Consider the following 22,206-nt stretch of genomic DNA (forward strand, 5'->3'; position numbering starts at 1 on the left):
CACGGCTCGGGCACAGGAGGTGTCCGCTTACGGCTCGTGGGGTCCCTCGCGGCTTGTCGGGTTGCTGATCGAGGCCGGTCACTCGAATATGGTGCCTGTCTGTCGCAGCTGTCCTGCAAGTGCCGGGAAGGTGGGTACACGAGGTGCTCGATCCCTGGCTGGTGCGCGACGTGGGCCGGGCTGCCGCCGGAGCCGACGGCTTGTGCCGGCGGTCACCCTTGAAGGTGACGCGTGGGCGGATAGGCGCCCGAGGCTGAACTCCGGCCCCGCCGGCACGGGGAGCCCGTATGCCTGCGGGTCGATCGCGAAGCGGCCCCCAGCCCCGCGCGGAGGCCCTTCCGATTCTCCGCAGGTGCTCTTCCATGCGTGCGGCGCTCCGCTTCGCGCTCACAAGAACAGAACGACGGTCCTCCTCGACGCGCACGCGGTTCCCGACCGCCGTGGTGGCCGGGAGCACCAGGAGGCGGTGGACGCCGGATGCCGTGTGCGGCTCCGGTGCCGCGGTCCTCATTTGAGAAGTGACCTCTGACGCGCCGGCGCGGGGGCGAAGGAGGAACCATTGCTAAGCGCGTTCGCTCGGGTGTTCAAGAGCCCTGATCTGAGAAAGAAGCTGCTGTTCACGCTCGGTCTGATCATCATCTACCGACTGGGATCGCACGTTCCGATCCCCGGCGTGAGCTACCAGAACGTCCAGACCTGCGTTGATTCCGCCTCGGACAGTGGAGGCCTGCTGGGTCTGGTCAACCTGTTCAGCGGCGGCGCTCTCCTCCAGATCACCGTATTCGCGCTCGGCATCCTGCCCTACATCACGGCGAGCATCATCCTTCAGCTGCTGACGGTGGTCATCCCGAGGCTCGACGCGCTCAAGAAGGAGGGTGCGTCGGGGCAGGCGAAGATCACTCAGTACACGCGGTACCTCACCGTGGCGCTGGCCGTACTGCAGGGCACGGGCCTGGTCGCGACGGCGCGCAGCGGCTCCCTCTTCCCGAACTGCTCGGTCGCCTCCGAGATCGTCCCCAACGACTCGATCCTGACCACCGCGGTGATGGTCCTGACGGTCACCGCGGGGACGGCGTGCGTGATGTGGATGGGTGAGTTGATCACCGACCGGGGAATCGGCAACGGCATGTCGATGCTCATCTTCATCTCCATCGCGTCCACGCTGCCGGGCGCCCTCTGGGCGGTGAAGCAGGAGGGCAAGATCGCCGACGGATGGCTCGCCTTCTTCAGCGTCATCCTCATCGGGTTCGTGATGGTCGCGCTGGTCGTCTTCGTCGAGCAGGCGCAGCGCCGTGTCCCGGTCCAGTACGCGAAGCGGGTGATCGGGCGTAAGTCGTACGGCGGTACGGCGACCTACATTCCGCTCAAGATCAACCAGGCGGGTGTGGTGCCGGTCATCTTCGCCTCGTCCATCCTCTACGTACCGGCGCTGATCGCCCAGTTCGCGGACCCGACGGCCCCGTGGGCGGTGTGGATCACACAGAACCTGGTCAAGGGCGACCATCCTTACTACGTCGCCGCGTACTTCCTGCTGACGGTGTTCTTCGCGTTCTTCTACGTGGCGATCACCTTCAACCCGGACGAGGTCGCGGACAACATCAAGCAGGCCGGCGGCTTCATCCCCGGCATCCGCGCGGGCAGGCCGACCGCCGACTACCTGCGGTACGTGCTCAACCGGCTGACGTGGCCCGGGTCGCTGTACCTGGGCCTGATCGCACTCGTGCCGACCGTGGCGTTCGCGAGCTACGGCAGTTCCAACCAGCTCACGGGCACGAGCATCCTGATCATCGTGAGCGTCGGCCTGGAGACGGTGAAGCAGATCAACAGCCAGATCGAACAGCAGAGCTACGAGGGTTTCCTCCGCTGACGGCTCCGTACCCCTGAACGGGGACGTGCCCGATGGCCGGCCGGGCTTCCGGCCGGCCATCGGGCGCTGTGAGTCCCTTGCGGGAGAGCCGTGAAGGGGACGGCCAGGCGGTCGCATCCGGCTCGGGAGACACGAGGGGAACGCGCGGCCCCGCCCACGGTCACCCCGTGTCCGTATCCGCCAGGCGTTTGAGCCACTCGGTCAGCAGGATCCGTTCACCGTCGCTGAGCGCGGACGCACCGGAGCCCTGCAGGGCCTCCCGCAGGGCGGTCGCGCGGTGGCCGACGCCGCCGGCGGGTCGCTCCGCCTGGCGAACGCCGCCCGTGACAGCGGCGAGCACGTTGTCCCGCGCCGTCGCGGAGAGGCCGGGGTCCCGCTCCTGCGGTGGCATCCCGAGCAGCATGAAGACGACGCCCGTGCCGTTGGCGTGCATCAGTGCGGTGGCGCGTTCCACGCTCATCCGGAGGAGGCCGGCGTCGGCCGCGCGCCGCATGATCTGCTGAAGCCCCGCAACGGCCTCGCGCCCGGCGGCGGTCACGTGCCCTGGCCGCGACTGACCGAATGCGAGGGTGTAGAAGACCGGCTGGCAGAGGCCGAACCGGACATGCAGATCCCATGCCCTGGCGAGGTCGGCGAGCGGATCATCCGTGGCCTCGAGCAGTTCCTTGGCCGGGAGGTACTTGCTCAGGCCGAAGGCCGCCACCGCTTCCATCAGGCCGTCCTTGTCGCCGAACAAGCGGAAGATCGTCGGCGGTTGGATGCCGGCGGCGGCGGCTACGGCCCGGGTGGAGACGGCGTCCGGACCCTCTCGCGAGAGAAGGGCGGCGGCCGCCCGGACGACCCGGTCCCGTGCCCCCTCGCGTGACTGTTGTCCTGCGCCTGTCACCATGCACCGATGATATCAGCAGTGAGTGAACGAGCGTTCACTCACTGCCGTTCCCGTGGTCCGGGGGGAGCGCCGACCCGGCCGATGCCGGGGCCCCTCATGGCCGGGGCCGCGGCCGGCGTTCCGCGAGCGTCCGTGAGGTCCCGCCCGACGATCATCACGCCTCCGATGACCTGGCAAGATGATCCGGTGCCGTCCACGGAAGCGATGAGAGGAAGGGCCGCGATGACCTCGGAAAGCCACCCCACCGAGCGTGTGCTCCTCGGGACTTGGCCCACCCCCTTGGAGCCCATGCCGCGACTGGGCCGGGCCCTCGGGCTGGGGGCCGACGACCTCTGGATCAAGCGGGACGACCTCGCGGGCCTCGGTGGCGGCGGGAACAAGGTCCGGAAACTCGAGTGGACCTGCGGCGCCGCACGCGCCGAAGGGGCAACGGTCCTCGTCACCACCGGTGCGCCGCAGAGCAACCACGCGCGACTGACCGCCGCCGCCGGAGCGCGGCTGGGGCTGGACGTGGTGCTCGTGCTCGCCGGAACACCCGGGTCCTCGTCGTCCGGGAACCTGGCGCTCGACGGTCTTTTCGGTGCCACCGTCGTCTGGGCCGGGGACGTGGGCGACCGTGAACTGTCCGCCGCCGCACAGGACGTGGTCGGGCGGCTCCGCCTGGAGGGGGCCGTGCCCGCACTGATTCCGTTCGGCGGCTCCAACGTGTCCGGCGCGCGTGGGTACGAGGAGTGCGGACGTGAACTCCTCGTGCAGGCCCCCGACCTGTCGGCCGTCGTCGTGGCCGTGGGGTCCGGCGGTACGATGGCCGGCCTCGTCGCCTCCCTCGGCGAGACACGTGTGATCGGAGTCCACTGCGGCGCCGTCACGGACCCCGGCGGAACCGTCGCCAAGCTGGCCACCGGCCTCCTGGGCAGGGACTGCCCGGCCGATTCCTTGCGCATTCGCCTCGATCAGGTGGGCGAGGGGTACGGGTCACTGACTCGCGCCGCCCTTGCCGCACTCACCATGACGGCCCGCACCGAAGGCATCGTGCTGGATCCGGTCTACACCGGACGGGCGATGGCCGGCCTCGTCGCGGCCGTCGAGGAGGGCGTCATCGTGCCGGGACGCCGCACGGTCTTCCTGCACTCGGGCGGGATGGCCGGTCTCTTCGGCCACCAGGCCACGATCGCCTCGCTGGAAGCGGCGTTGACACCCTCGGCGTAGAACGCCGCTGTCCGAGGGCCTCGGCGGGCCGGGGCGAGCGGGCGGCCCGCGGCCGCGTACGGCGCGTGCCCGGGCGAGCGTGACTCCCGGGCGCGTCCGTGCGGCCCGGAGTCACGCATCCTCCGCCGCCTCGGCAACAGGGTGGTGCTCAGGAGGGCGGAGGCGCCGTCCATCGTCCGGGGCGTCACGCTGCCCGCCCCGGACGGACATCGGTCAGCGCAGGGACCTGAAGGCCTGGCGGATCTCCTGTGACAGCAGCTGCGGCTGCTCCCAGGCTGCGAAGTGGCCGCCCTTGTCGACCTCGTTCCAGTGGACGAGGTTGCCGAACGCGCGCTCGCCCCAGCTCCGTGGTGCGCGGTAGATCTCGCCCGGGAACACGGTGACCGCCACGGGGAGGGAGGGGATGTCGAAGGCGTCGAACGGGCCGCCGCCGGCCTGGGCGCCTTCCCAGTACAGCCGGGATGAGGAGGTCCCGGTCCGGGTGAACCAGTAGAGGGAGATGGCGTCGAGCATCTCGTCGTAGGTGAGCACCTTCTCCGGCGTGCCGTCGGAATCGGTCCACTCGGCGAACTTGTCGTAGTAGTAGGCGGCCATCGCCACCGGCGAGTCGGCCAGTGCGTAACCGATGGTCTGCGGGCTCTGGTTCATCATCGCCGCGTAGCCGAAGCCGTCCCGGTAGAAGTGCAGCAGCCGGTCGTACGCCGCCTTCTCGCGGGCGGACAGGCTCGCGGGTGCGGGGTCGGAATTGCGCAGGTGGCGCAAGACGTCCGGCGGCACGGTGCCGGGCATGTTGATGTGGATGCCGAGGAGTCCGTCCGGGCGCTGGGTCGCCAGGAGTTCCGAGATGATGGCACCCCAGTCACCGCCCTGGGAGACGTATTGCCGGTAACCCAGGCGATGCATGAGCTCGTGGAAGGCCTTGGCGACCCTGGCGGGGTTCCACCCCGCCGCGGTCGGCTTGTCCGAGAAGCCGTATCCGGGCAGCGTCGGGAGCACGAGGTGGAAGGCGTCCTCGGCGCGGCCGCCGTGGGCGGTCGGGTTGGTGAGAGGCCCGATGACCTTCAGCAGCTCGATGATCGATCCCGGCCAGCCATGGGTCATCAGCAGCGGCATCGCGTTCGGGTGCGGCGAGCGGATATGCGCGAACTGGATGTCCAGGCCGTCGAGTTCGGTGATGAACTGCGGCAGTGAGTTGAGCTTCTCCTCGACCTTGCGCCAGTTGTAGCCGCTGCCCCAGTACTCGACGAGCGGCCGGAGCTTCGCCAGTTGCGCGCCCTGCGACCGGTCGCCCACCGTTTCCCGGTCGGGCCAGCGGGTCGCCCGCACGCGGCGGCGGAGCTCGTTGATGTCGCGCTGCGGGATCTTGATGCGGAACGGCCGGACCCCGGGGACCGGCTTCGCGGGGTCGAACGTCGTCGTGCCGGGCTGCGCCACGACGGCCTCTGCCGCCTGCGCCTGGCCGGGCAGGCCGATCCGGGTAGCGGCGACGGCGCCTGCGGCGAGGCCCAGGAACCGGCGGCGGCCGGTGCCGTGCGGCTGACCCGCGTCTTCGGTGGTGGTCATCGTGAACTCCGTTTCTCGACCGCGAGCGTGGCTCGCGTCAGGGTGGGGGTGATGCGGGGGGGCATGAGGGTGCGGGCCGGGCGTCGCCCCGGTGCGTCCGGCGGTGGAGTCTGCGAGTTGACTCCTGGGCCCGGGCCTGCGGATCGCAGAACGTGACCCGAGGCTTCCCGGCGCACCTGTCGGTCCGCTGCCTCGTGCCCCTCGGGCAAGGCCGACTTCGGGGGATCGCGCGCCTTTTGTGCGTCTCGTCATTGCTGCGGGCTTCCCTCCTCCCTCGGCATCTCGGCTTCCGCGAAGGGCATCGTCCTGAACGCCGCGAAGACGTCACCGGTCTGTACAGTGACGATCATGGCGACAAATACGTCACCGGTCAAGTGGGTGACTGTGCTGGTGTTTGCAGGTGGACCGACGCGCTCGCGAGGGAACCCGTGGGTGCGCCAATCCGCCTGACGGGAAGTCAATCAGATGCATGCTTGACGAAGCAAGTATATCTCCCGTGTGGTGTTCCGCGTCATCCGGTGTTCAGTAGCGTCGCGCGCTGTGAAGCGGGTCGGGGCGCGCGTGGAGGCGTGTGAGGATCCGTCCGTGGAGTGCGATGTGAGTGGACGTGCGATGTGGCGATGGCCGACACTGCCGACAGCCTGGGAAGAGGAGGTCTGGTCCTGTTCCTGGTGCTACGCCTCCACCCATGTGGGTGGCGAGTACTTCGAGGTCGTGCGGCCGCCGTACTCGCCCGTGGACATGCGTTGGGAGCGGGCCGTCGCGGACGGCCTCACCGCCACCGTCTCCCATGCTTTCGGCATCTTCGACAGGACGCTGTGCGGAATCCAGGTGGCCGGCATGTCACCGTCGGATTACTGGTGGCTGCCAGAGCGGGAGAACGCCTGCAACCCCTGCCGGTACATGGCGGGTGTCATCGATGGTCGCTGGCCGCAGGCGTTGAGGGGCGAGGACGTGCGGGTCAGCGTGGCTCGGCGGCTATGAGTCCTTCCGACCCTCGTGTGAGCCTGCGGCTCATCAGGTCGATCACCGCTCCGAAGCCATGAGCAAGGTCGCTATGGTCGACCTCACGCGCCGACGGCTCACCCATGAGTCCACCCCCGAACCGGCGCGACTCCTGATCAAGTCAGGAGTCGTAACCTCGAACAGGGCAATGCCGGTCGGCCGAGTCGACGAAGTTCCCATCCATGTCGCTGAGGTGGAAGCAGTCGCCGTTGACCCACACCGTGACCGATTCGGGCCGATGGCCGACCTGGAACGGTTCGTCCCCGCGCAGAGTCCCGGACCATGATCCATCTGCTTCAGGCGAGTGGGTGACAACCGCCCACGTTTGCTTCGGCGGAATCTTTTGCGTTTCCGCCCAGGGCTCCACGGTCAGCTCGAGCGCGGCCTCACCATCGTTACTGAGCAGGAGCCGCGCTATCCCCCTGGCGACCATGCTCCGCGCCCTACCTTGCCTCCACGGACAATCCCGCCTTCAACCGCAGTCCCTACGGGCCCGCGAACACCAGGCCAAGGCTACTTCGTCGCCCTAGGTCATCAAACAGACTCGCCCGGATAAGACGCCCTCAGAAGCCGAGGTCGCTCAGACCCGGGTGATCGTCGGGCCGGCGCCCGAGCGGCCAGCGGAACGCGCGTTCCGACTCCTCGATCGGGACGTCGTTGATGCACGCATGCCGCACGGTCATCAGGCCTGCCTCGTCGAACTCCCAGTTCTCGTTGCCGAAGGAGCGCCACCACTTCCCCTCGGGGTCGTGGGATTCGTACGCGAACCGCACCGCGATCCTGCTGCCGTCGAAGGCCCAGAGTTCCTTGATCAAACGGTAGTCCAGTTCTCTGGACCACTTGCGGGTCAGGAAGCCGACGATCTCCGTCCGGCCGGTGACCCACTCGCTGCGGTTCCGCCAGCGCGAGTCCTCCGCGTACACCAGCGACACCTTGTGGGGATCCCTGCTGTTCCAGCCGTCCTCGGCCAGGCGGACCTTCGCCGTCGCGGACTCCCGGGTGAAGGGAGGGACGGGAGGGGGAACTGCCACTGCTGCTCCTCGGGGTTCGGACGATCTCGCTGCGGAGCCGGACGCTCCGGCCGGACTGACGGGCCTCGTCGCCCCCCGAACGGTATAGCGGAGCCAGGGGGCTTGCCAGACGCCGCCCGGTTCCGGCCGGGGTGATGTCCGGTTGAAGCGCCGTGCCAGTGCGGCGCTCGGGTGACGTCGAGGGGGACGGGAGCGATCCGCTCGCCGTGTTCCGCGACGAGGTCGTCCAGCACTTCGGGTCTGCGCGCGCCCGCCACGACCTGGTGGCCCGCTGGCGCCCCCGCGGACGATCTCACGCCCCAAGCCCCGGGACGGCCCACTGACGAGGAAGACGGACGACATGGAGACCCCTGTTCATCGTCCGGCCGCGGCGACTCTCGCGTGCGAGGCACACCCGGGCCCGCGATGTTGTCGTGCTCCGGTCGGCGCGGCCGGGAGTGCCGGGCCGCCGGCCTGCGAGAGGCGCGAAGCCATCGGGCAGGCGCGGCCTTCGGCCACGGCAACCGGCCATCAGGCCCCCGGCGCGCCCGGCGGCAGGTCCGCCGCGCGGGGGAGGCCCGCCGCGTCCTTGGCCGACGTCATACCGCGATCCGCGTACGTATGTCGGTCAACGACCGGCGCTGACGGCCGTCGTCATCGAAGTTGGCGGGATCGAGCCAGGCGTCGAACGCCCGACGGAGCGCGGGCCACTCACCGCCGATGATCGAGAACCACGCCGTGTCACGACTGCGTCCCTTGTACACGACCGCCTGGCGGAAGGTGCCCTCGTAGTCGAATCCGAGGCGCTCCGCGGCTCTGCGCGAGGGGGCGTTGCGGCTGTCGCACTTCCACTCGTAGCGCCGGTAGCCGAGGTCGTCGAAGGCGTGGGCCATGAGGAGGAACTGGGCCTCCGTAGCGACGGTGGTGCGCTTCAGCAGAGGGGAGAACATCACGTTGCCGACCTCGATGACCCCGTTCGCGGGGTTCTGCCGCATCAGCGAGAGGGTGCCGACGGCGTTCCCGGACCGCTGGTCGACCACGGCGTAGTGCCGAGGGTCCGTGCTCGACGCGGCTTCGCGGGTCCAGGCGCCGAATTCCACCTCGGAGGCGAAGGGGCCGACGGACATGTACGTCCAGTCGCGGTCGTCCCGGGCCGAGCCGAGCGCGGCGAACAGCTCGTGGGTGTGCCGGGCGGGATCCAGGGCCTCCAGCCGGCAGTAGCGGCCGGAAAGCGTGGCGCCGGAAGGCAGCGGACGGGGGCCCCAGCCGGGCACCGGCTCACCGATGGGCTGACCGAATTCGTTGGTGTACTCAGGCATGGCTCTCTCCGTACGTGACGTCGCCCGGCAACGGTACGTCGGCACGGATCCCCGGGAACGGTCACCCCGCCCCTTCCCGTCCCCGGCCGCTGCCGTCCGGCTGCTCCCGGCGACAGCGGAAGGCCCCGTCCCGGTGGGGGCGGGGCCTTCACGCGGGGCTCAGCCCTGGCGTGCCTTGGAACGGGGCGTCTTCTTGTTGAGTACGAAGGTCACGCCACGGCGGCGCACCACCTGCGCTCCGGGCTGTGACTTCAGCGAGCGCAGAGATCCACGCACCTTCATCGTTGTCTCCTTCCCGGACCGGCACCATGGGTGAGAGGTCCATGACAATGTCGACGGGTTCAACCCGCTGACCGGCCGGAACATTCCCGGGATGCGGCGGGCCGGCAGGTGGCGGGTGCATGCGTGCGGGGATCGTGCGGGTGGCGTGCGCACGGGCTCACGGCCGCAGGGGCGGCGCCCGCCGTTCACAGGTGCCACCCCTCCGGGCGCTTTCGCGGGCCTCACCGGCCCCCGGCCGAACGCGTCAGGCGTGCTGCCTGGCCTGCGCCATCTCGTGCACCCGTCCCCGGACCAGGAACCACCCGCCGACGAGCGCCGCCGCGATCAGAGGCAGGAACATCACCGTCGTCCGGCCCACGCCGCCGCCCCACCACATCAGGAAGGCCACACCCGCGAGGAAGAGGAGTGTGACGATCTGCGTGTACGGCGCCCAGGGCAGACGGTAGGCGGGCCTCGTGACCCGGCCGTCCTGCGAGCGGTGCCAGAACACCAGGGAGCAGAGCATGATCATGCCCCAGGTCCCGAGGATCCCGATCGATGCCAGGTTCAGCACGATCTCGAATGCCTGACCCGGCACCACGTAGTTCAGCCCGACGCCCAGGACGCCGAAGCCCGCCGTCAGCAGGATGCCGCCGTAGGGCACCTGCCCCTTGTTCATCAGGCCCGTGAACCGGGGTGCCGATCCCGACAGGGCCATGGACCGCAGGATGCGGCCGGTCGAGTAGAGGCCGGAGTTCAGGCTGGACAGCGCAGCGGTCAGGACGACGAGATTCATCACGCCGGCGGCACCGGGCACGCCCAGCTTGTCCATGACCGTGACGAAGGGGCTCTGATCCCCGGAGTAGGCCGTGTACGGCAGCAGCAGGGCGAGGAGCACCACCGAGCCGACGTAGAACAGTCCGACCCGCCACATGATGGAGTTGATCGCACGCGGCATGATCTTCTCGGGGTTCTCGGTCTCACCGGCGGCGACCCCGCACAGTTCCACGGACGCGTAGGCGAAGACGACGCCCTGGATCACGAGCAGCATGGGAAGTGTGCCGACGGGGAAGACGCCGCTGTCCGACACGGTCGACAGACCGGGTGTGTGGCCGTCCACCGGGTGCTGGGTGAGTACGAGGAAGATGCCGATCAGCATGAAGGCGACCAGCGCCGCGACCTTGATGATCGCGAACCAGAACTCCATCTCGCCGAAGTACCTCACCGAGATGAGGTTGGCCGTGAGGACCACGGCGAGGGCGATCAACGCGAGGATCCACTGCGGGATGTCGCTGAAGACGCCCCAGAAGTGCGCATACGTCGCGGCCGCCGTGATGTCCGCGATCGCGGTGGTCGACCAGTTGAGGAAGTACAGCCAGCCTGCCGCGAACGCGCCCTTCTCGCCCATGAACTCACGGGCGTAGGAGACGAAGGCACCGGAGGAGGGCCGGTAGAGGATCAGCTCGCCCAGGGCTCGTACGACGAAGAACGCGAAGACGCCGCAGACCGCGTAGGCGATGGCGAGCGAAGGCCCCGCGTCGGCCAGGCGTCCGCCGGCGCCGAGGAAGAGGCCGGTGCCGATCGCGCCACCGATGGCGATCATGTTGATGTGGCGGGACTTGAGGTCCTTGCTGTATCCGGCGTCGCCGGCGTCCACGTGGGGGGAGTTCGCCGCCGGTGCGTCGGCGGCGCGCCTACCGGCTGCCGAGATGCTGCCGTCACTCATGGAGGGGGGTCGCCTTTGTGAGGGGAAGGTGGGTCGTTCCCGGCCGGGCCCCGTGGGGGAGGCGTCCGGCGATGGCTCGAAGGCTCATGATCAGGAACCCTGTGATTCTGGCAGTGTGCCCAGCCCGACGAAAACAAATCTGAGGTGTTTCAGAGCTTCCGGCGCAGGAAGGAAAGTGACCGAGGAGCAGGGCCGCCCTCTCCCTGGATTTCAGCGGTCGCTTCGCGTGAGCCCCGGGGGCCAGTGCGCGGCATGCCCGCAGGCGAGGGCTCATCGTGTGTCGGCGGAATTCAATCGTGTTGCCCTCGGGACTGGACGGACTGCATCCTGTCCGTCGGCACCGCCCGGAGAGTCGTCCGTCCCCCCGTCCCGCATGCTCATGGGCCCCGGGCACGGGCCCTCCCCGGGCGCCGAGCGGGACGGCCGCACGGGCTCCGCGCCCGTGACCGAGCGAAGAGGTGGACGGCGTGAACGACATGTGGACCGGCGAGCGGATTCGGCTGAGGGGTGTGGAACCCGACGACTGGCGAGGCTTCCGGGACCTGTCCCAGAACGCCGTCGACGTACGGAACGCCGACATGATCGAACCCCCGCGCTCCGAGGAGAGCTTCCGTTCCTGGACCGCCGAACGCGCGGGACGGTCGCCGCAGGCCGGATCGTACTGTCTGGTGATCGAGACCCTCGGGGAGCGGGCCTTCGCGGGCGCCGTGACGGTCGGGGAGACCGACAGCCGTGCGGGGCGGTTCAGGACGGGCACAGAGATCTCCCGCGACCACCGCAGGAAGGGGTACGCGAGGGAGGCCACCGAGCTGGTCCTCACCTACATGTTCGCGGAGCAGCGCCACAACAAGTGCGAGGTGGAGGTGTACGCCTTCAACGAGGCGTCTCTCGGTCTCTACCGCGGGCTGGGCTTCGTCGAGGAAGGGCGGCTCCGGCAGCACGAGTACTTCGGCGGTGAGTACCACGACGTGGTGCTGCTCGGCGCGACCGCGGCCGAGCACTGGACCCGGCACCGGCGCCCTTCGGTGCGCTGAGCGCCCCGTATGCGGACCGCCCGCGCGTCAAGCGGACTCGGCGGCCCCCTCGGTCGCGGGAACACCCAGCCGGTCGGCCACGGCGAGCAGCGCCGGTCCCAGCGAGAGGGCGACACGGGTGCGGGCGTGCCGGTCGCCCCGGGTCGGGTCGCGGTTGATGATGAGCACCGGCTTTCCGCCCTCGGCCGCCTGCCGGACGAAGCGGAGCCCGGACATCACCGTGAGCGAGGACCCCAGGACCAGCAGCGAGGAGGCCGCGCGGACCAGCTCGCGGCAGTGCTCGACCCGCTGCGGGGGCACCGCCTCGCCGAAGAACACCACGTCCGGTTTGAGGATCCCGCCGCAGACCATGCAGGGCACCACGCGGAAGTCCCCGACCTGCTCGTCGGTCAGGTCGGCGTCGCCGTCCGGGTTGATCGCGGCGGCCACCGGCGCGAAGCCCGCGTTGGCCTCCTCCAGCCGCCGCGCGAGTTCACGGCGCGGGCTGAGATCGCCGCACGACAGGCACACGACGCGATCCAGGCTCCCGTGGAGTTCCACGACCGTCTCGGCGCCGGCGGCCTGGTGCAGTCCGTCGACGTTCTGGGTGATCACACCGGAGAGCAGACCGTGCTGCTCGAAGGCGGCCACGGCACGGTGGCCGTCGTTGGGGCGGGCGTGGCGGAACGTGCGCCAGCCGAGATGGCTCCGCGCCCAGTAACGGCGCCGGGCCTGGGCCTCGGCGGTGAAGTCCTGGTACGTCATCGGGGTGTGCCGGCTCAGGCTCCCGCCCTCGCCCCGGTAGTCGGGAATGCCCGACTCGGTCGAGATGCCGGCTCCGCTGAGGACCAGCACACCGCCGGTGCTCAGCGCCTCCTCCACCGGCCGCAGGTCGGTGGTGCCCGGCGACAGGCTCTCGGTGGGGGTCCAGCTCAGTGTGGGGCGCATCCGCATCCTCCCAGGGTACGGAACAGGCTCACCTCCGGCGCCGCCGCACCGTCGGGACCGCTCGGCGGACGGGACAGCTTCAGCCGGTGCCCTCGGTGCCCTCGGTGCCCTCTGCCTCGTCCGCGCCCTGTGCGTCGTCCGCGGTGAGCGGCAGCAGTACCTGGAAGCGGGTGTCCCCCGGTTCGGACCGCACCTGGAGTGTGCCGTGGTGCTTGTCCACCACGATCCGCCAGGAGATGTCGAGGCCGAGACCCGTACCTTCGCCCACCGGCTTGGTGGTGAAGAACGGGTCGAAGACCCGTCCCCGGATCTCCTCGGGGATGCCGGTCCCGGTGTCGCGGAACTCCACCAGCAGCCGGTCGTGCTGGAGCGCGGTCCGGACGGTCAGCGTCGCCGGCCCGTCCGCGTCGCGCATGGCGGCGACCGCGTTGTCGATCAGGTTGGTCCACACCTGGTTGAGCTCCGCCGGGTACGCCGGGATGCCGGGCGCCGTGCGGTCGTAGTCCTTGACGACCGAGACATGTGATCCGATCTTGGCCGAGAGCATCACCAGCGTGCTGTCGAGGAGTTCGTGGACGTCGACGGTGCGATAGGGCGCCCTGTCCAGCTGGGCGTACTGCTTGGCGGCGTCGACGAGGTGGGAGACCCGGGCCGTGGAGTCCGCGATCTCGTTCATCAGCAGCTCTGTCTCGACGGTGTAGTTCAGCCACCCCACAGCCCCCGGGAGGATCTCCTCGTCCACGGTGAGCGCGATCTGATCCAGCCATTCGGTGTCCAGCCCCGCCTGCACGAAGGTGGGTGCGATCTGCCAGCTCTGGTCGATGCCGTGATCGTCGAGCCAGTCCGCCAGGGCGTCCTCGCGGTCGGACGCCTCCATCGCGCTGAGCGAGGGGGCTTTGGCGATCCGCTCGGCCGTGCGTTCCTGGATGTCGATCAGGCCGGCGAGGGTGTCGCGGGAGAACGACCCCTCCGCTATGACTCCTAGCTTGCGGCGCATTTTCGCCACCCGCTCCCGCAACGCGGAGGTCGCGCGGACGGCCGCGGCGGCCGGGTTGTTGAGCTCGTGGGTGAGTCCTGCGGACAGCGAGCCGAGTGCCAGCAGCCGTTCCCGCTGTCCGACGGCCCGTTGGGTGGTCTTGGAACCGAAGAAGAGCCCCTCCAGCAAATGCACGGCCATCGGGAACCACTCGCGCATGACGTTCGCGAAGGTCTCCGCGGGCAGGACGAAGAAGCGCGACGGCTCGGTGACGCGCATGGAGTTGTTGTAGACCTGCGGAACACGGTCGCCGACGTACGCCTGCATGGCTCCGGCGTACACACCCGGCTGGGAGGTGCGGGTGACCTCGACGTCGTCCCCGCCGACCCGGCGGGAGAGCACGACCGTGCCGTCGAGCATGACGTAGAAGCAGGTCGCCGGCTCTCCCTCGGCATAGACGGGGCCCGGCTGGAACAGTTCCACCCCGCCCTCGGAGCACAGTCGGCCGACCTGGTCGGGGCGGAGTTTCTCGAAGAGGAACAGTTTCGCTATCTCGTCGGCGTTGCATGTCAGTGGCGTGCCACTCATGTCTGCTCCAGGTAGCGGTGGACGAGCATCACGGCCATGGCTCCCTCTCCGACGGCGGACGCGACCCGCTTCGCGGACTCGGCGCGTGCGTCGCCCGCCACGAACACCCCGGGAACACTGGTCTCCAGGTGGTAGGGCGGCCGTTCCAGCTCCCAGTCCGCCGGCGGCCGCCCGTCGGGCGTCATGTCGGGACCGGCCAGGATGAACCCCCGCCTGTCGCGGAGCACCGTGCCGTCCAGCCAGTCGGTCAGCGGGGCGGCACCGATGAAGACGAACAGCCATTGTGCGTCCACGAGTTCGTTCGCCCCGCTCTGTACCTCACGCAAGGTCAGGTGTTCCAGGTGGCCGTCGCCGTGCGCGGTGTCGACGACGGTGCCGCACCGCACCCTGATGTTCGGCGTCTCCTCGATCTGCTGGATCAGGTAGTACGACATCGACGCGGCGATCGACTCACCGCGCACCAGCAGCGTCACCGACTCGGCCGTCCGCGAGAGGTACATCGCCGCCTGCCCGGCAGAGTTGGCGCCGCCGACGACGTACACGTCGTGGCCCTGGCAGGAAGCCGCCTCCGTCAGCGCCGAGCCGTAGAACACACCACGGCCCGTCAGCTCGTCCGCGCCGCCGGAGGGGAGCTGGCGGTACGACACGCCGGTGGCCAGGATGACACTGTGCGCGGCGATCTCCGAGCCGTCCGAGAACCGCACGATCCGCGCCGACCCGTGGGCCTCCAGGCCGGTCACCTCGCGTGTGGTGAGGACCTCGGCGCCGAACCGTCCCGCCTGCCGCATAGCCCGCTCCGTGAGCTGCCCGCCCGAGACGCCGTCCGGGAAGCCGAGGTAGTTCTCGATCCGGGAGCTCTGTCCCGCCTGTCCGCCCGTCGCGGACCGCTCCACCAGCACCGTCCGCAGCCCCTCCGACGCGCCGTACACGGCGGCGCCCAGCCCGGCCGGACCGCCGCCGACCACCACCAGGTCGTAGAAGTCCGCCGTCGGCGTGGTCGCGAGCCCCACGTGGACGGCGAGTTCGCCGGCCTCCGGCTCGACCAGCGGCGTTCCGTCCGGGGTGATCACCACGGGCAGCCGCAACCCGTCCTGCCCGGCTGCGGAGAGCAGCCGCTGCCCTTCCGGCTCGTCCGACGAGTACCAGCGGTACGGGACCTGATTGCGTGCCAGGAACTCCCGGGTCTCCGAGGAGCGTGCCGACCAGCGGTGCCCGACCACCTTGGTGCTCGGGTGGGCCCGGTGATGACCGGCCCGCCACGCCTGGAGCAGGTCGTCCAGGACCGGGTAGAGCTTCTCCTCCGGAGGGTCCCACGGCTTCAGCAGGTAGTGGTCGAGGTCCACGACGTTGATCGCGTCGATCGCCGCCCCGGTGTCCGCGTACGCGGTCAGCAGGACCCGACGGGCCTCGGGGTAGACGTCCAGGGCCTGTTCGAGGAACTCGATGCCGTTCATCTGCGGCATCCGGTAGTCGGCGAGGATCACCGCGACCAGATCGCCGCGCAGTTTCAGTTCCCGCAGTGCCTGGAGTGCCGAGTCACCGGACTCCGCGCGGATCACGCGACAGGTGGCGCCGTAGCGTCGCCTGAGGTCGCGGGCGACGGCGCGGGACACCCCCGGGTCGTCATCCACGGTCATGATGACGGTCCGCTTCCGGTCTGCGGCCTCTGCCATACGTCCCCTACGGTCCGGAGGCCGGAACCACGGCAGGGCGGGCCCCGCTACCGCTACGGCCTCTGCCCATCGTAGGAGCCATCGTGCCGAGGCGCTCAGTCGGCGGACGGCCCCCCGCGTCGTCCGCATCGCCTCGGCGCGAGTGCGACCGCACGCGGGCCGCTTCTCGTGCGTCCCGGCATCTTGACGGGCACTGGTTCAGACCTTTAGGTTCACCGACCAAAGCCCCCTCATGCATGCAACCCGTATTCATCAGTGTGAACACGGATGTGTGTGGGCCGACGTACGGCGCACCCCCACCCCGACCCGCCGAGTACGAAAGGCCGTGACACCTATGGCCGCAATCCCCCACCTCGATCGCATCCGGCGGTCCCGACTGCTGCGCACCGCCCTCACGGTCGGCGTACTCACCACCGCCGCGGGAGCGCTCGCGGTGACCCCCGCGTCCGCGGCCTCCGGGCAGATCACCGGCCTGGGCGGAAAGTGCATGGACGTCGCCGGCGCGAGCAGCGCCAACGGAGCGGCCGTCCAGCTCTACGACTGCAACGCCACCGGTGCCCAGCAATGGACGGTCGGCTCCGACGGCAGCGTCGGCGCGCTGGGAAAGTGTCTGGACATCGTCGACAGGTCCACCACGAACGGCGCCACCCTCCAGCTGTGGGACTGCACGGGCGGGGCGAACCAGAAGTGGACGGTCACCGCCGCGGGGGCCATCGTCAACCCGCAGTCGAACAAGTGCGTGGACGTCACCGGCAGTTCGTCGGCGAACGCCACCCGGCTCCAGATCTGGAGCTGTACCGGCGCGGCCAACCAGACGTGGAACACATCGGGCGGCGGCGAAGTCCCCGGCGGTGACGCGCCGATGGCCGTCGCGCCCTACCTGTACAACGGGTGGGGGAATCCGCCGAGCCCGACCACCGTCACCAACGCGACGGGCGTCAAGTGGTACACACTCGCCTTCGTCCTCAGCAACGGCTACTGCAACCCCCAGTGGGACGGTAGCCGCCCCCTGACCGGGGGCGTCGACCAGCAGACGGTGAACACCGTGCGGGCCAACGGAGGCGACGTCATCCCGTCCTTCGGGGGCTGGAGCGGCAACAAGCTGGAGAGCTCCTGCTCCAGCGCCGGTGAACTGGCGGCGGCGTACCAGAAGGTCATCAACGCCTACGGGCTCAAGGCCATCGACATCGACATCGAGGCAGCGGCCTACGACAGCCCCACGGTCCAGCAGCGCACGGTGGACGCGCTGAAGACGGTGAAGGCCAACAACCCCGGCATCAAGACCTACGTCACCTTCGGCACGGGACAGAACGGGCCGGACACCAGCCTGATCAACCGCGCGGCTTCGGCGGGCCTGACCGTGGACAGCTGGACCATCATGCCGTTCAACTTCGGCGGCAACGGCCAGAACATGGGAACCCTCACCACGCGCGCTGCCGAGGGCCTGAAGACCGCGGTGAAGAACGCGTACGGATACAGCGACGACCAGGCCTACCGGCACACGGGAATCTCGTCGATGAACGGGGTCACCGACGTGGGCGAGACCATCACCGTCGCCGACTTCCGCACCATCCTCGCCTACGCGCAGCAGCGCCACATCGCCCGGCTGACCTTCTGGTCCGTCAACCGCGACCGGCCCTGCACCGGGGGAGGAGCGGACACCTGCTCCGAGGTGAGCCAGCAGCCCTGGGACTTCACCCGGGTCCTGGCGCAGTACCGCGGCTGATCGCGTGTCGCGACCCCCGATCGCTCCCGAACCCGGACGTGCAGGAGACCTCGTGCCCACGACACCCGTACACCGCCCACCGCACCGCTTACTGCGGTCGCTGCTGACAGCCCTGACCCTGCTGGCCGCACTGCTCTCCCTGACGGCCACCCCTTCCACCGCCGGAACAGCCGGACGGCAGGCCGCCGCTGCGCCGTTCAAGGTGCTGGGGCTCTACAGCGGGACCTTCGACCAGGCCCACATCAGCTTCGCCCGTGAGGCCAACACCTGGTTCCCGCAGGCCGGCGCGTCCAACGGCTTCACCTACACCGCGAGCACCGACTGGAACCTGCTCGCCAACGGAGGTGTGGACGCCTACGACGTGGTCCTTTTCCTCGACGACGGTCCGCAGAGTGCCGCGCAGCGTTCGGGCTTCGAGCGGTACATGCGGGCGGGCGGCGGCTGGCTGGGCTTCCACGTGTCGGCCTTCACGACCGAGGCCCAGAACTGGCCCTGGTACTACAACCAGTTCCTCGGCAGCGGCAACTTCAAGTCCAACACCTGGGGGCCGACCACCGCCGTACTGCGGGTCGAGGACCGGGCCCACCCGTCGACGGCAGCCCTGCCGCAGACCTTCACCTCATCGGTCAGCGAGTGGTACAGCTGGTCCAACGACCTCCGCAACAACCCCGACATCGACATCCTCGCCTCGGTCGACCCCAGCAGCTTCCCCCTCGGGACGAACGCCGGTGAGATCTGGTACAGCGGCTACTACCCCATCCTCTGGACCAACCGCCAGTACAAGATGCTCTACGCCAACTTCGGCCACAACGCCATGAACTACGACACGAACACCCCGACGTCGTCCACGTTCGCCAGCGCCACCCAGAACCGGTTCCTCCTGGACGGACTCAAGTGGCTCGCGGGAGCCGGTTCCACCGAGCCGCCCGTCGAGGGCATCCCGGAGACGACGTGGTACGCGATGGTGTCCGGCGCCAACGGGAAGTGCGCTGACGCCAGGGCGGCGAGCACGGCCAACGGGACGGCCGTCCAGCAGTACACGTGCAACAACACCGTCGCCCAGCAGTTCCAGTTCAGGCCCACCGACGGCGGGTACGTACGCATCGCGGCCCGCGGCAACCCGCAGCAGACCGTGGACGTCACCGACCGGTCCACCGCACAGGGCGCGCCCCTGCAGTTGTGGTCCTACTCCGGCGGCCTCAACCAGCAGTGGCAGCCGGTTCGGGAATCCTCCGGCCGCTACCACTTCTCGGCCAGGCACAGCGGCCAGTGCCTCACGTCCTCCACGGCGGCGACCGACTCCGTGCAGCTGACCCAGCGTCCCTGCGACGGCTCCGCGGCACAGAGCTTCGCCCTCACCGCCCAGCCGTGAGCCGATCCCGTCACTGAAACCGGCCGTGCGGCCGGGTACGCACCGGACACCACCGGCGCGTACCCGGCCGTCGGCACGAAGGGCCGCGGCCGCCGAGGCGATAGGAACCCGTCACAGCGCGCCGGAGGCCGGCACGCCGCAGAATGGTCTGAGGACAGCGGGCTCCCGTGCGGGGGTCCCACGGCCGGGCGACAGCCGCCTCCTCTTCCGTCTGGAGCAGGAATGAACGACCAGCAGCCAGAACTCGACGGCCGGCTCGCCGTCGTCACAGGGGCCAGCAAAGGCATCGGCCTCGCGGTCACGACGGCCCTGGCCGAGGCCGGAGCGCATGTCCTGGCCGTGGCCCGGACCTCCACCCCCGAGCTGCGGGCGCTGGTCGAGCGTGGAGCCGTCACCTGGGTGCAGGCGGATCTGACCTCGCCCGACGGAGCGCAGCAGGTGGTCGCCGCGGCCGACGGCCGGCCGGTGGGCGTACTGGTCAACAACGTCGGATCCGCCCCGGCGCGCCCCGGCGGATTCCTCGGCGTCACCGATGCCCAGTGGCGGCAGACCATCGAGCTGAACCTGATGACGGCCGTGTCCGTCACCCGTGCCGTACTTCCCGGAATGATCGAGGCGGGGGACGGCTCGGTCATCAACATCGCCTCGGTCAACGCACGCCTGCCCGAGTCCGTGGTCGTCGACTACAGCGCGTCCAAGGCCGCCGTGGCCAGTCTGTCCAAGGCACTGTCGAAGGAGTTCGGCGGCCAGGGGATCCGGGTGAACAGTGTCAGTCCCGGTCCGGTCGAGACCGAGCTCTGGACGGGTGAGGGCGGTGTGGCCGCCACGGTGTCCCAGGCTGCCGGAGTGCCGGCGGACGACGTGAAGGCGCAGGCGGCCTCATCCACCGCGTCGGGGCGTTTCTCCCGGCCGTCGGAGATCGCCGACCTGGTCGTCTACCTCGCCGGGGACCGGGCCCGCAACATCATGGGCAGCGACTTCATCATCGACGGCGGGTACGTGCCGACGCTGTGAGCCCCACTCCTGTCCGCCCGTGGGACCGGCCGTCCGTCACACACCCCCCATGAAGGGCACGGCATGCGAGCCATCACCGTACGTGACCGCGAAGCCGGGACCGCCGGGCTGTCGCTCACGGAGATCCCCTATCCGCATGCCGCGGAGAACGACGTGATCGTGCAGGTGCACGCCGCCGGTTTCACACCGGGAGAGCTCGCCTGGCCGGCCACCTGGGCGGACCGGTCGGGCCGTGACCGCACACCCAGCGTGCCCGGGCACGAACTGTCGGGCGTCGTCGTGGAACTGGGCTACGGGACCACCGGCCTGAGTGTCGGTCAGCGCGTGTTCGGTATGGCGGACTGGGCGCGCGACGGATCCCTCGCGGAGTACACCGCCGTGGAGGCCCGCAACCTCGCTCCTCTGCCGGCCGGCATCGACCACACCACCGCCGCGGCCGTCCCCATCTCCGGACTGACGGCGTGGCAAGGCCTGTTCGACCACGGCCGCCTTGCCACGGGTGAGACGGTGCTGATCCACGGCTCGGCCGGTGGGGTCGGGTCGCTCGCCGTGCAGCTCGCCCGCGAAGTCGGAGCGCGGGTCATCGGAACAGGCCGCTCCGCGGACCGCGAGCGTGCTGCCGGCATCGGAGTCGACACCTTCGTGGACCTGGAGACCGAGGTGCTGGAGGACGTCGGCGAAGTCGACGTCGTCCTCGACGTGATCGGAGGCGAGATCCTCGACCGCTCGGCCGCCCTCGTACGGGACGGTGGCACGCTGGTCACCATCGCCCACCCCGTGAACGCCAGGCCGCGGAACGGGCGCGCGGTGTTCTTCGTCGTCGAACCCGACCGCGCCACGCTCGCCCGCCTCGCCGCACGGCTGAGGGACGGGCGGCTCGCACCGGTGGTGGGCTCGGTCCGCTCCCTGGACGAGGCGCCGGAGGCGTTCGCCCCGGGAGCGCGGCGTGTCCACGGGAAGACGGTCATCCGTGTCGACCACGGCGTGAGCCGGCCGTAGGCGCGGCCCCGCGCATCCGGCGACCACCGGCGGGCCGGGGCGGGCGGACTCCCGCCCCGGCAGGGTTCAGTTCCCGCGCCGTGCGGCCCAGACACTGCGCTCCGTACGGACCGAGAGGTCGCCGCGCCGCAGGATGCACTGAGGGCCGTCCACCTCCAGCAGCCGGTCGAGCGCGGCGAGGTCACCGGACGAGAGCGAGTCCACGGCACTGTGGCGCAGGCGCTGGAGGCTGCCGAGCGCGTAGCGGCCGATGGCCGGGTCCTGGGAACCCTCGATGTTCACCGTGATGGTGCGTTCGCCCTCGATCGCGAAACCGGCGGCGGTCAGCATGGGCCCCCAGTCGGCTCCGCGGTGCGACACGTGTGCGGCGTGGTGGCGCTCGCTCGCGGCGTGGCATCGGTCCTCCAGGCCGGGCTGCTCCTCCGGGGCGTTCTCCGGGAGGAAGCGGGGGAAGCCGGCCAGTTCGACGACGGCGAACAGGCCACCGGGTGCGAGGAGGCCGTGGACCGAGCGCAGTGTGCGTCCGGGCTCGTGCATGTGGTGCATCGACGCCGAGGCCCATACGAGGTCCGGAGTGCCCAGGTCGGGCCAGTCTGCGGCGTCGAGGTCGGCCTGGACCGTGTGCACACGGTCCCGTACGCCCGCGTCGCACGCCTTGTCCCGCAGACGCCGAAGGTGCTCGGCCGACATGTCGACGGCGGTGACGTGGGCTTCGGGGAAGCGCTCGAGAAGGGCGAAGGTGCCGGTCCCCGTACCGCAGCCCAGATCCACGATCTCGCGGGGCGCCCTCGCGACGGGGAGCCAGGCGGTGATCGCGGCGATGTGCTCGGCCAGCACTTCGGCGTCGAGGTCGAGAATCTCCGCCTGGCCGTCCGGGTCGGTGTCGTGCCGGGAGCTGTGTGGGGAAGCGTGCGGGTGTGCGTGAGTCATGTCGCCACGCTAACGGGGCCTTGCGCCTGAAGCGGATCCGCTTCCCGACCGCGCAAGAAGACGGCCCGCAACCATGCCGAGCGCGCAACGCCCCTCCCGTCGTCCCGGGCGAGGGCCC

20 protein-coding genes are annotated in these 22,206 nt (G+C 69.9%); 8 read left to right on the plus strand and 12 right to left on the minus strand.

Annotated features, from left to right (window positions below):
- The first annotated feature begins 559 nt into the window (after positions 1–559).
- Positions 560–1,867, plus strand: a complete 1,308-nt coding sequence (gene secY / locus OHT61_RS31030) for a preprotein translocase subunit SecY (RefSeq protein ID WP_329042762.1) — start codon at positions 560–562, stop codon at positions 1,865–1,867.
- 160 nt (positions 1,868–2,027) lie between these two features.
- Here the strand turns inward: secY and OHT61_RS31035 are convergent, their stop codons facing one another.
- The gene (locus tag OHT61_RS31035) at positions 2,028–2,756 is read right to left on the minus strand and encodes a TetR/AcrR family transcriptional regulator (RefSeq protein ID WP_329042763.1); all 729 of its coding nucleotides are present in this window, start codon (positions 2,754–2,756) and stop codon (positions 2,028–2,030) included.
- Positions 2,757–2,978: 222 nt separating this feature from the next.
- Between OHT61_RS31035 and OHT61_RS31040 the strand changes: the two genes are divergently transcribed.
- Complete coding sequence (locus OHT61_RS31040) at positions 2,979–3,965, plus strand: D-cysteine desulfhydrase family protein (RefSeq protein ID WP_329042765.1); 987 nt, start codon at positions 2,979–2,981, stop codon at positions 3,963–3,965.
- Between the two features lie 213 nt (positions 3,966–4,178).
- Here the strand turns inward: OHT61_RS31040 and OHT61_RS31045 are convergent, their stop codons facing one another.
- Both OHT61_RS31045 and OHT61_RS31050 read right to left on the minus strand, forming a co-directional pair.
- On the minus strand, positions 4,179–5,528 hold the full coding sequence (locus OHT61_RS31045) for an epoxide hydrolase family protein (RefSeq protein ID WP_329042767.1): 1,350 nt from the start codon (positions 5,526–5,528) through the stop codon (positions 4,179–4,181).
- A gap of 248 nt (positions 5,529–5,776) precedes the next feature.
- Positions 5,777–5,902 (minus strand): hypothetical protein, encoded by a 126-nt coding sequence (locus tag OHT61_RS31050; RefSeq protein ID WP_329042769.1) that lies wholly within the window; start codon positions 5,900–5,902, stop codon positions 5,777–5,779.
- A gap of 223 nt (positions 5,903–6,125) precedes the next feature.
- Between OHT61_RS31050 and OHT61_RS31055 the strand changes: the two genes are divergently transcribed.
- On the plus strand, positions 6,126–6,512 hold the full coding sequence (locus OHT61_RS31055; RefSeq protein ID WP_329042771.1) for a hypothetical protein: 387 nt from the start codon (positions 6,126–6,128) through the stop codon (positions 6,510–6,512).
- A gap of 142 nt (positions 6,513–6,654) precedes the next feature.
- On the opposite strand, the gene OHT61_RS31060 is transcribed toward OHT61_RS31055, so the two are convergent.
- The 5 genes from OHT61_RS31060 to OHT61_RS31080 form a co-directional block, all read right to left on the minus strand.
- Positions 6,655–6,966, minus strand: a complete 312-nt coding sequence (locus OHT61_RS31060) for a hypothetical protein (RefSeq protein WP_329042773.1) — start codon at positions 6,964–6,966, stop codon at positions 6,655–6,657.
- 130 nt (positions 6,967–7,096) lie between these two features.
- A complete protein-coding gene (locus OHT61_RS31065; protein ID WP_329042774.1) occupies positions 7,097–7,564 on the minus strand; it encodes a nuclear transport factor 2 family protein in 468 nt (155 codons plus the stop codon).
- Positions 7,565–8,142: 578 nt separating this feature from the next.
- Positions 8,143–8,862 (minus strand): GNAT family N-acetyltransferase, encoded by a 720-nt coding sequence (locus OHT61_RS31070; RefSeq protein ID WP_329042776.1) that lies wholly within the window; start codon positions 8,860–8,862, stop codon positions 8,143–8,145.
- A gap of 159 nt (positions 8,863–9,021) precedes the next feature.
- Positions 9,022–9,144 carry a ribosomal protein bL36 gene (locus OHT61_RS31075; protein ID WP_329042778.1) on the minus strand — a complete coding sequence of 41 codons (123 nt, stop codon included), beginning with the start codon at positions 9,142–9,144 and terminating at the stop codon, positions 9,022–9,024.
- 244 nt (positions 9,145–9,388) lie between these two features.
- Positions 9,389–10,849: an amino acid permease gene (locus tag OHT61_RS31080; protein WP_329042779.1), complete on the minus strand. Its 1,461-nt coding sequence runs from the start codon at positions 10,847–10,849 to the stop codon at positions 9,389–9,391.
- A gap of 467 nt (positions 10,850–11,316) precedes the next feature.
- Here OHT61_RS31080 and OHT61_RS31085 point away from each other — a divergent pair, with 467 nt between their 5' ends.
- A complete protein-coding gene (locus tag OHT61_RS31085) occupies positions 11,317–11,883 on the plus strand; it encodes a GNAT family N-acetyltransferase (RefSeq protein ID WP_329042781.1) in 567 nt (188 codons plus the stop codon).
- Between the two features lie 27 nt (positions 11,884–11,910).
- On the opposite strand, the gene OHT61_RS31090 is transcribed toward OHT61_RS31085, so the two are convergent.
- From OHT61_RS31090 to OHT61_RS31100, 3 genes are all read right to left on the minus strand, one after another.
- On the minus strand, positions 11,911–12,816 hold the full coding sequence (locus OHT61_RS31090; protein WP_329042782.1) for an NAD-dependent protein deacetylase: 906 nt from the start codon (positions 12,814–12,816) through the stop codon (positions 11,911–11,913).
- A gap of 73 nt (positions 12,817–12,889) precedes the next feature.
- Positions 12,890–14,374, minus strand: a complete 1,485-nt coding sequence (locus OHT61_RS31095) for an ATP-binding protein (protein ID WP_329042783.1) — start codon at positions 14,372–14,374, stop codon at positions 12,890–12,892.
- The gene (locus OHT61_RS31100) at positions 14,371–16,047 is read right to left on the minus strand and encodes an FAD-dependent oxidoreductase (RefSeq protein WP_329042784.1); all 1,677 of its coding nucleotides are present in this window, start codon (positions 16,045–16,047) and stop codon (positions 14,371–14,373) included. Before OHT61_RS31100 ends, OHT61_RS31095 begins: the two co-directional genes overlap by 4 nt.
- A 334-nt stretch (positions 16,048–16,381) precedes the next feature.
- Between OHT61_RS31100 and OHT61_RS31105 the strand changes: the two genes are divergently transcribed.
- The 4 genes from OHT61_RS31105 to OHT61_RS31120 all read left to right on the plus strand — a co-directional run bounded on the left by OHT61_RS31105 (position 16,382) and on the right by OHT61_RS31120 (position 21,158).
- Positions 16,382–17,773 carry a ricin-type beta-trefoil lectin domain protein gene (locus OHT61_RS31105; protein WP_329042785.1) on the plus strand — a complete coding sequence of 464 codons (1,392 nt, stop codon included), beginning with the start codon at positions 16,382–16,384 and terminating at the stop codon, positions 17,771–17,773.
- A 91-nt stretch (positions 17,774–17,864) separates the two neighbouring features.
- A complete protein-coding gene (locus tag OHT61_RS31110) occupies positions 17,865–19,145 on the plus strand; it encodes a ThuA domain-containing protein (protein ID WP_443049644.1) in 1,281 nt (426 codons plus the stop codon).
- 222 nt (positions 19,146–19,367) lie between these two features.
- A complete protein-coding gene (locus OHT61_RS31115) occupies positions 19,368–20,159 on the plus strand; it encodes an oxidoreductase (protein ID WP_329042787.1) in 792 nt (263 codons plus the stop codon).
- 63 nt (positions 20,160–20,222) lie between these two features.
- A complete protein-coding gene (locus OHT61_RS31120) occupies positions 20,223–21,158 on the plus strand; it encodes an NADP-dependent oxidoreductase (RefSeq protein ID WP_329042788.1) in 936 nt (311 codons plus the stop codon).
- A gap of 66 nt (positions 21,159–21,224) precedes the next feature.
- Here the strand turns inward: OHT61_RS31120 and OHT61_RS31125 are convergent, their stop codons facing one another.
- A complete protein-coding gene (locus OHT61_RS31125) occupies positions 21,225–22,088 on the minus strand; it encodes a class I SAM-dependent methyltransferase (RefSeq protein WP_329042789.1) in 864 nt (287 codons plus the stop codon).
- Positions 22,089–22,206: the final 118 nt, after the last annotated feature.

It is taken from the genome of Streptomyces sp. NBC_00178 (assembly GCF_036206005.1).
Lineage (GTDB): Bacteria > Actinomycetota > Actinomycetes > Streptomycetales > Streptomycetaceae > Streptomyces.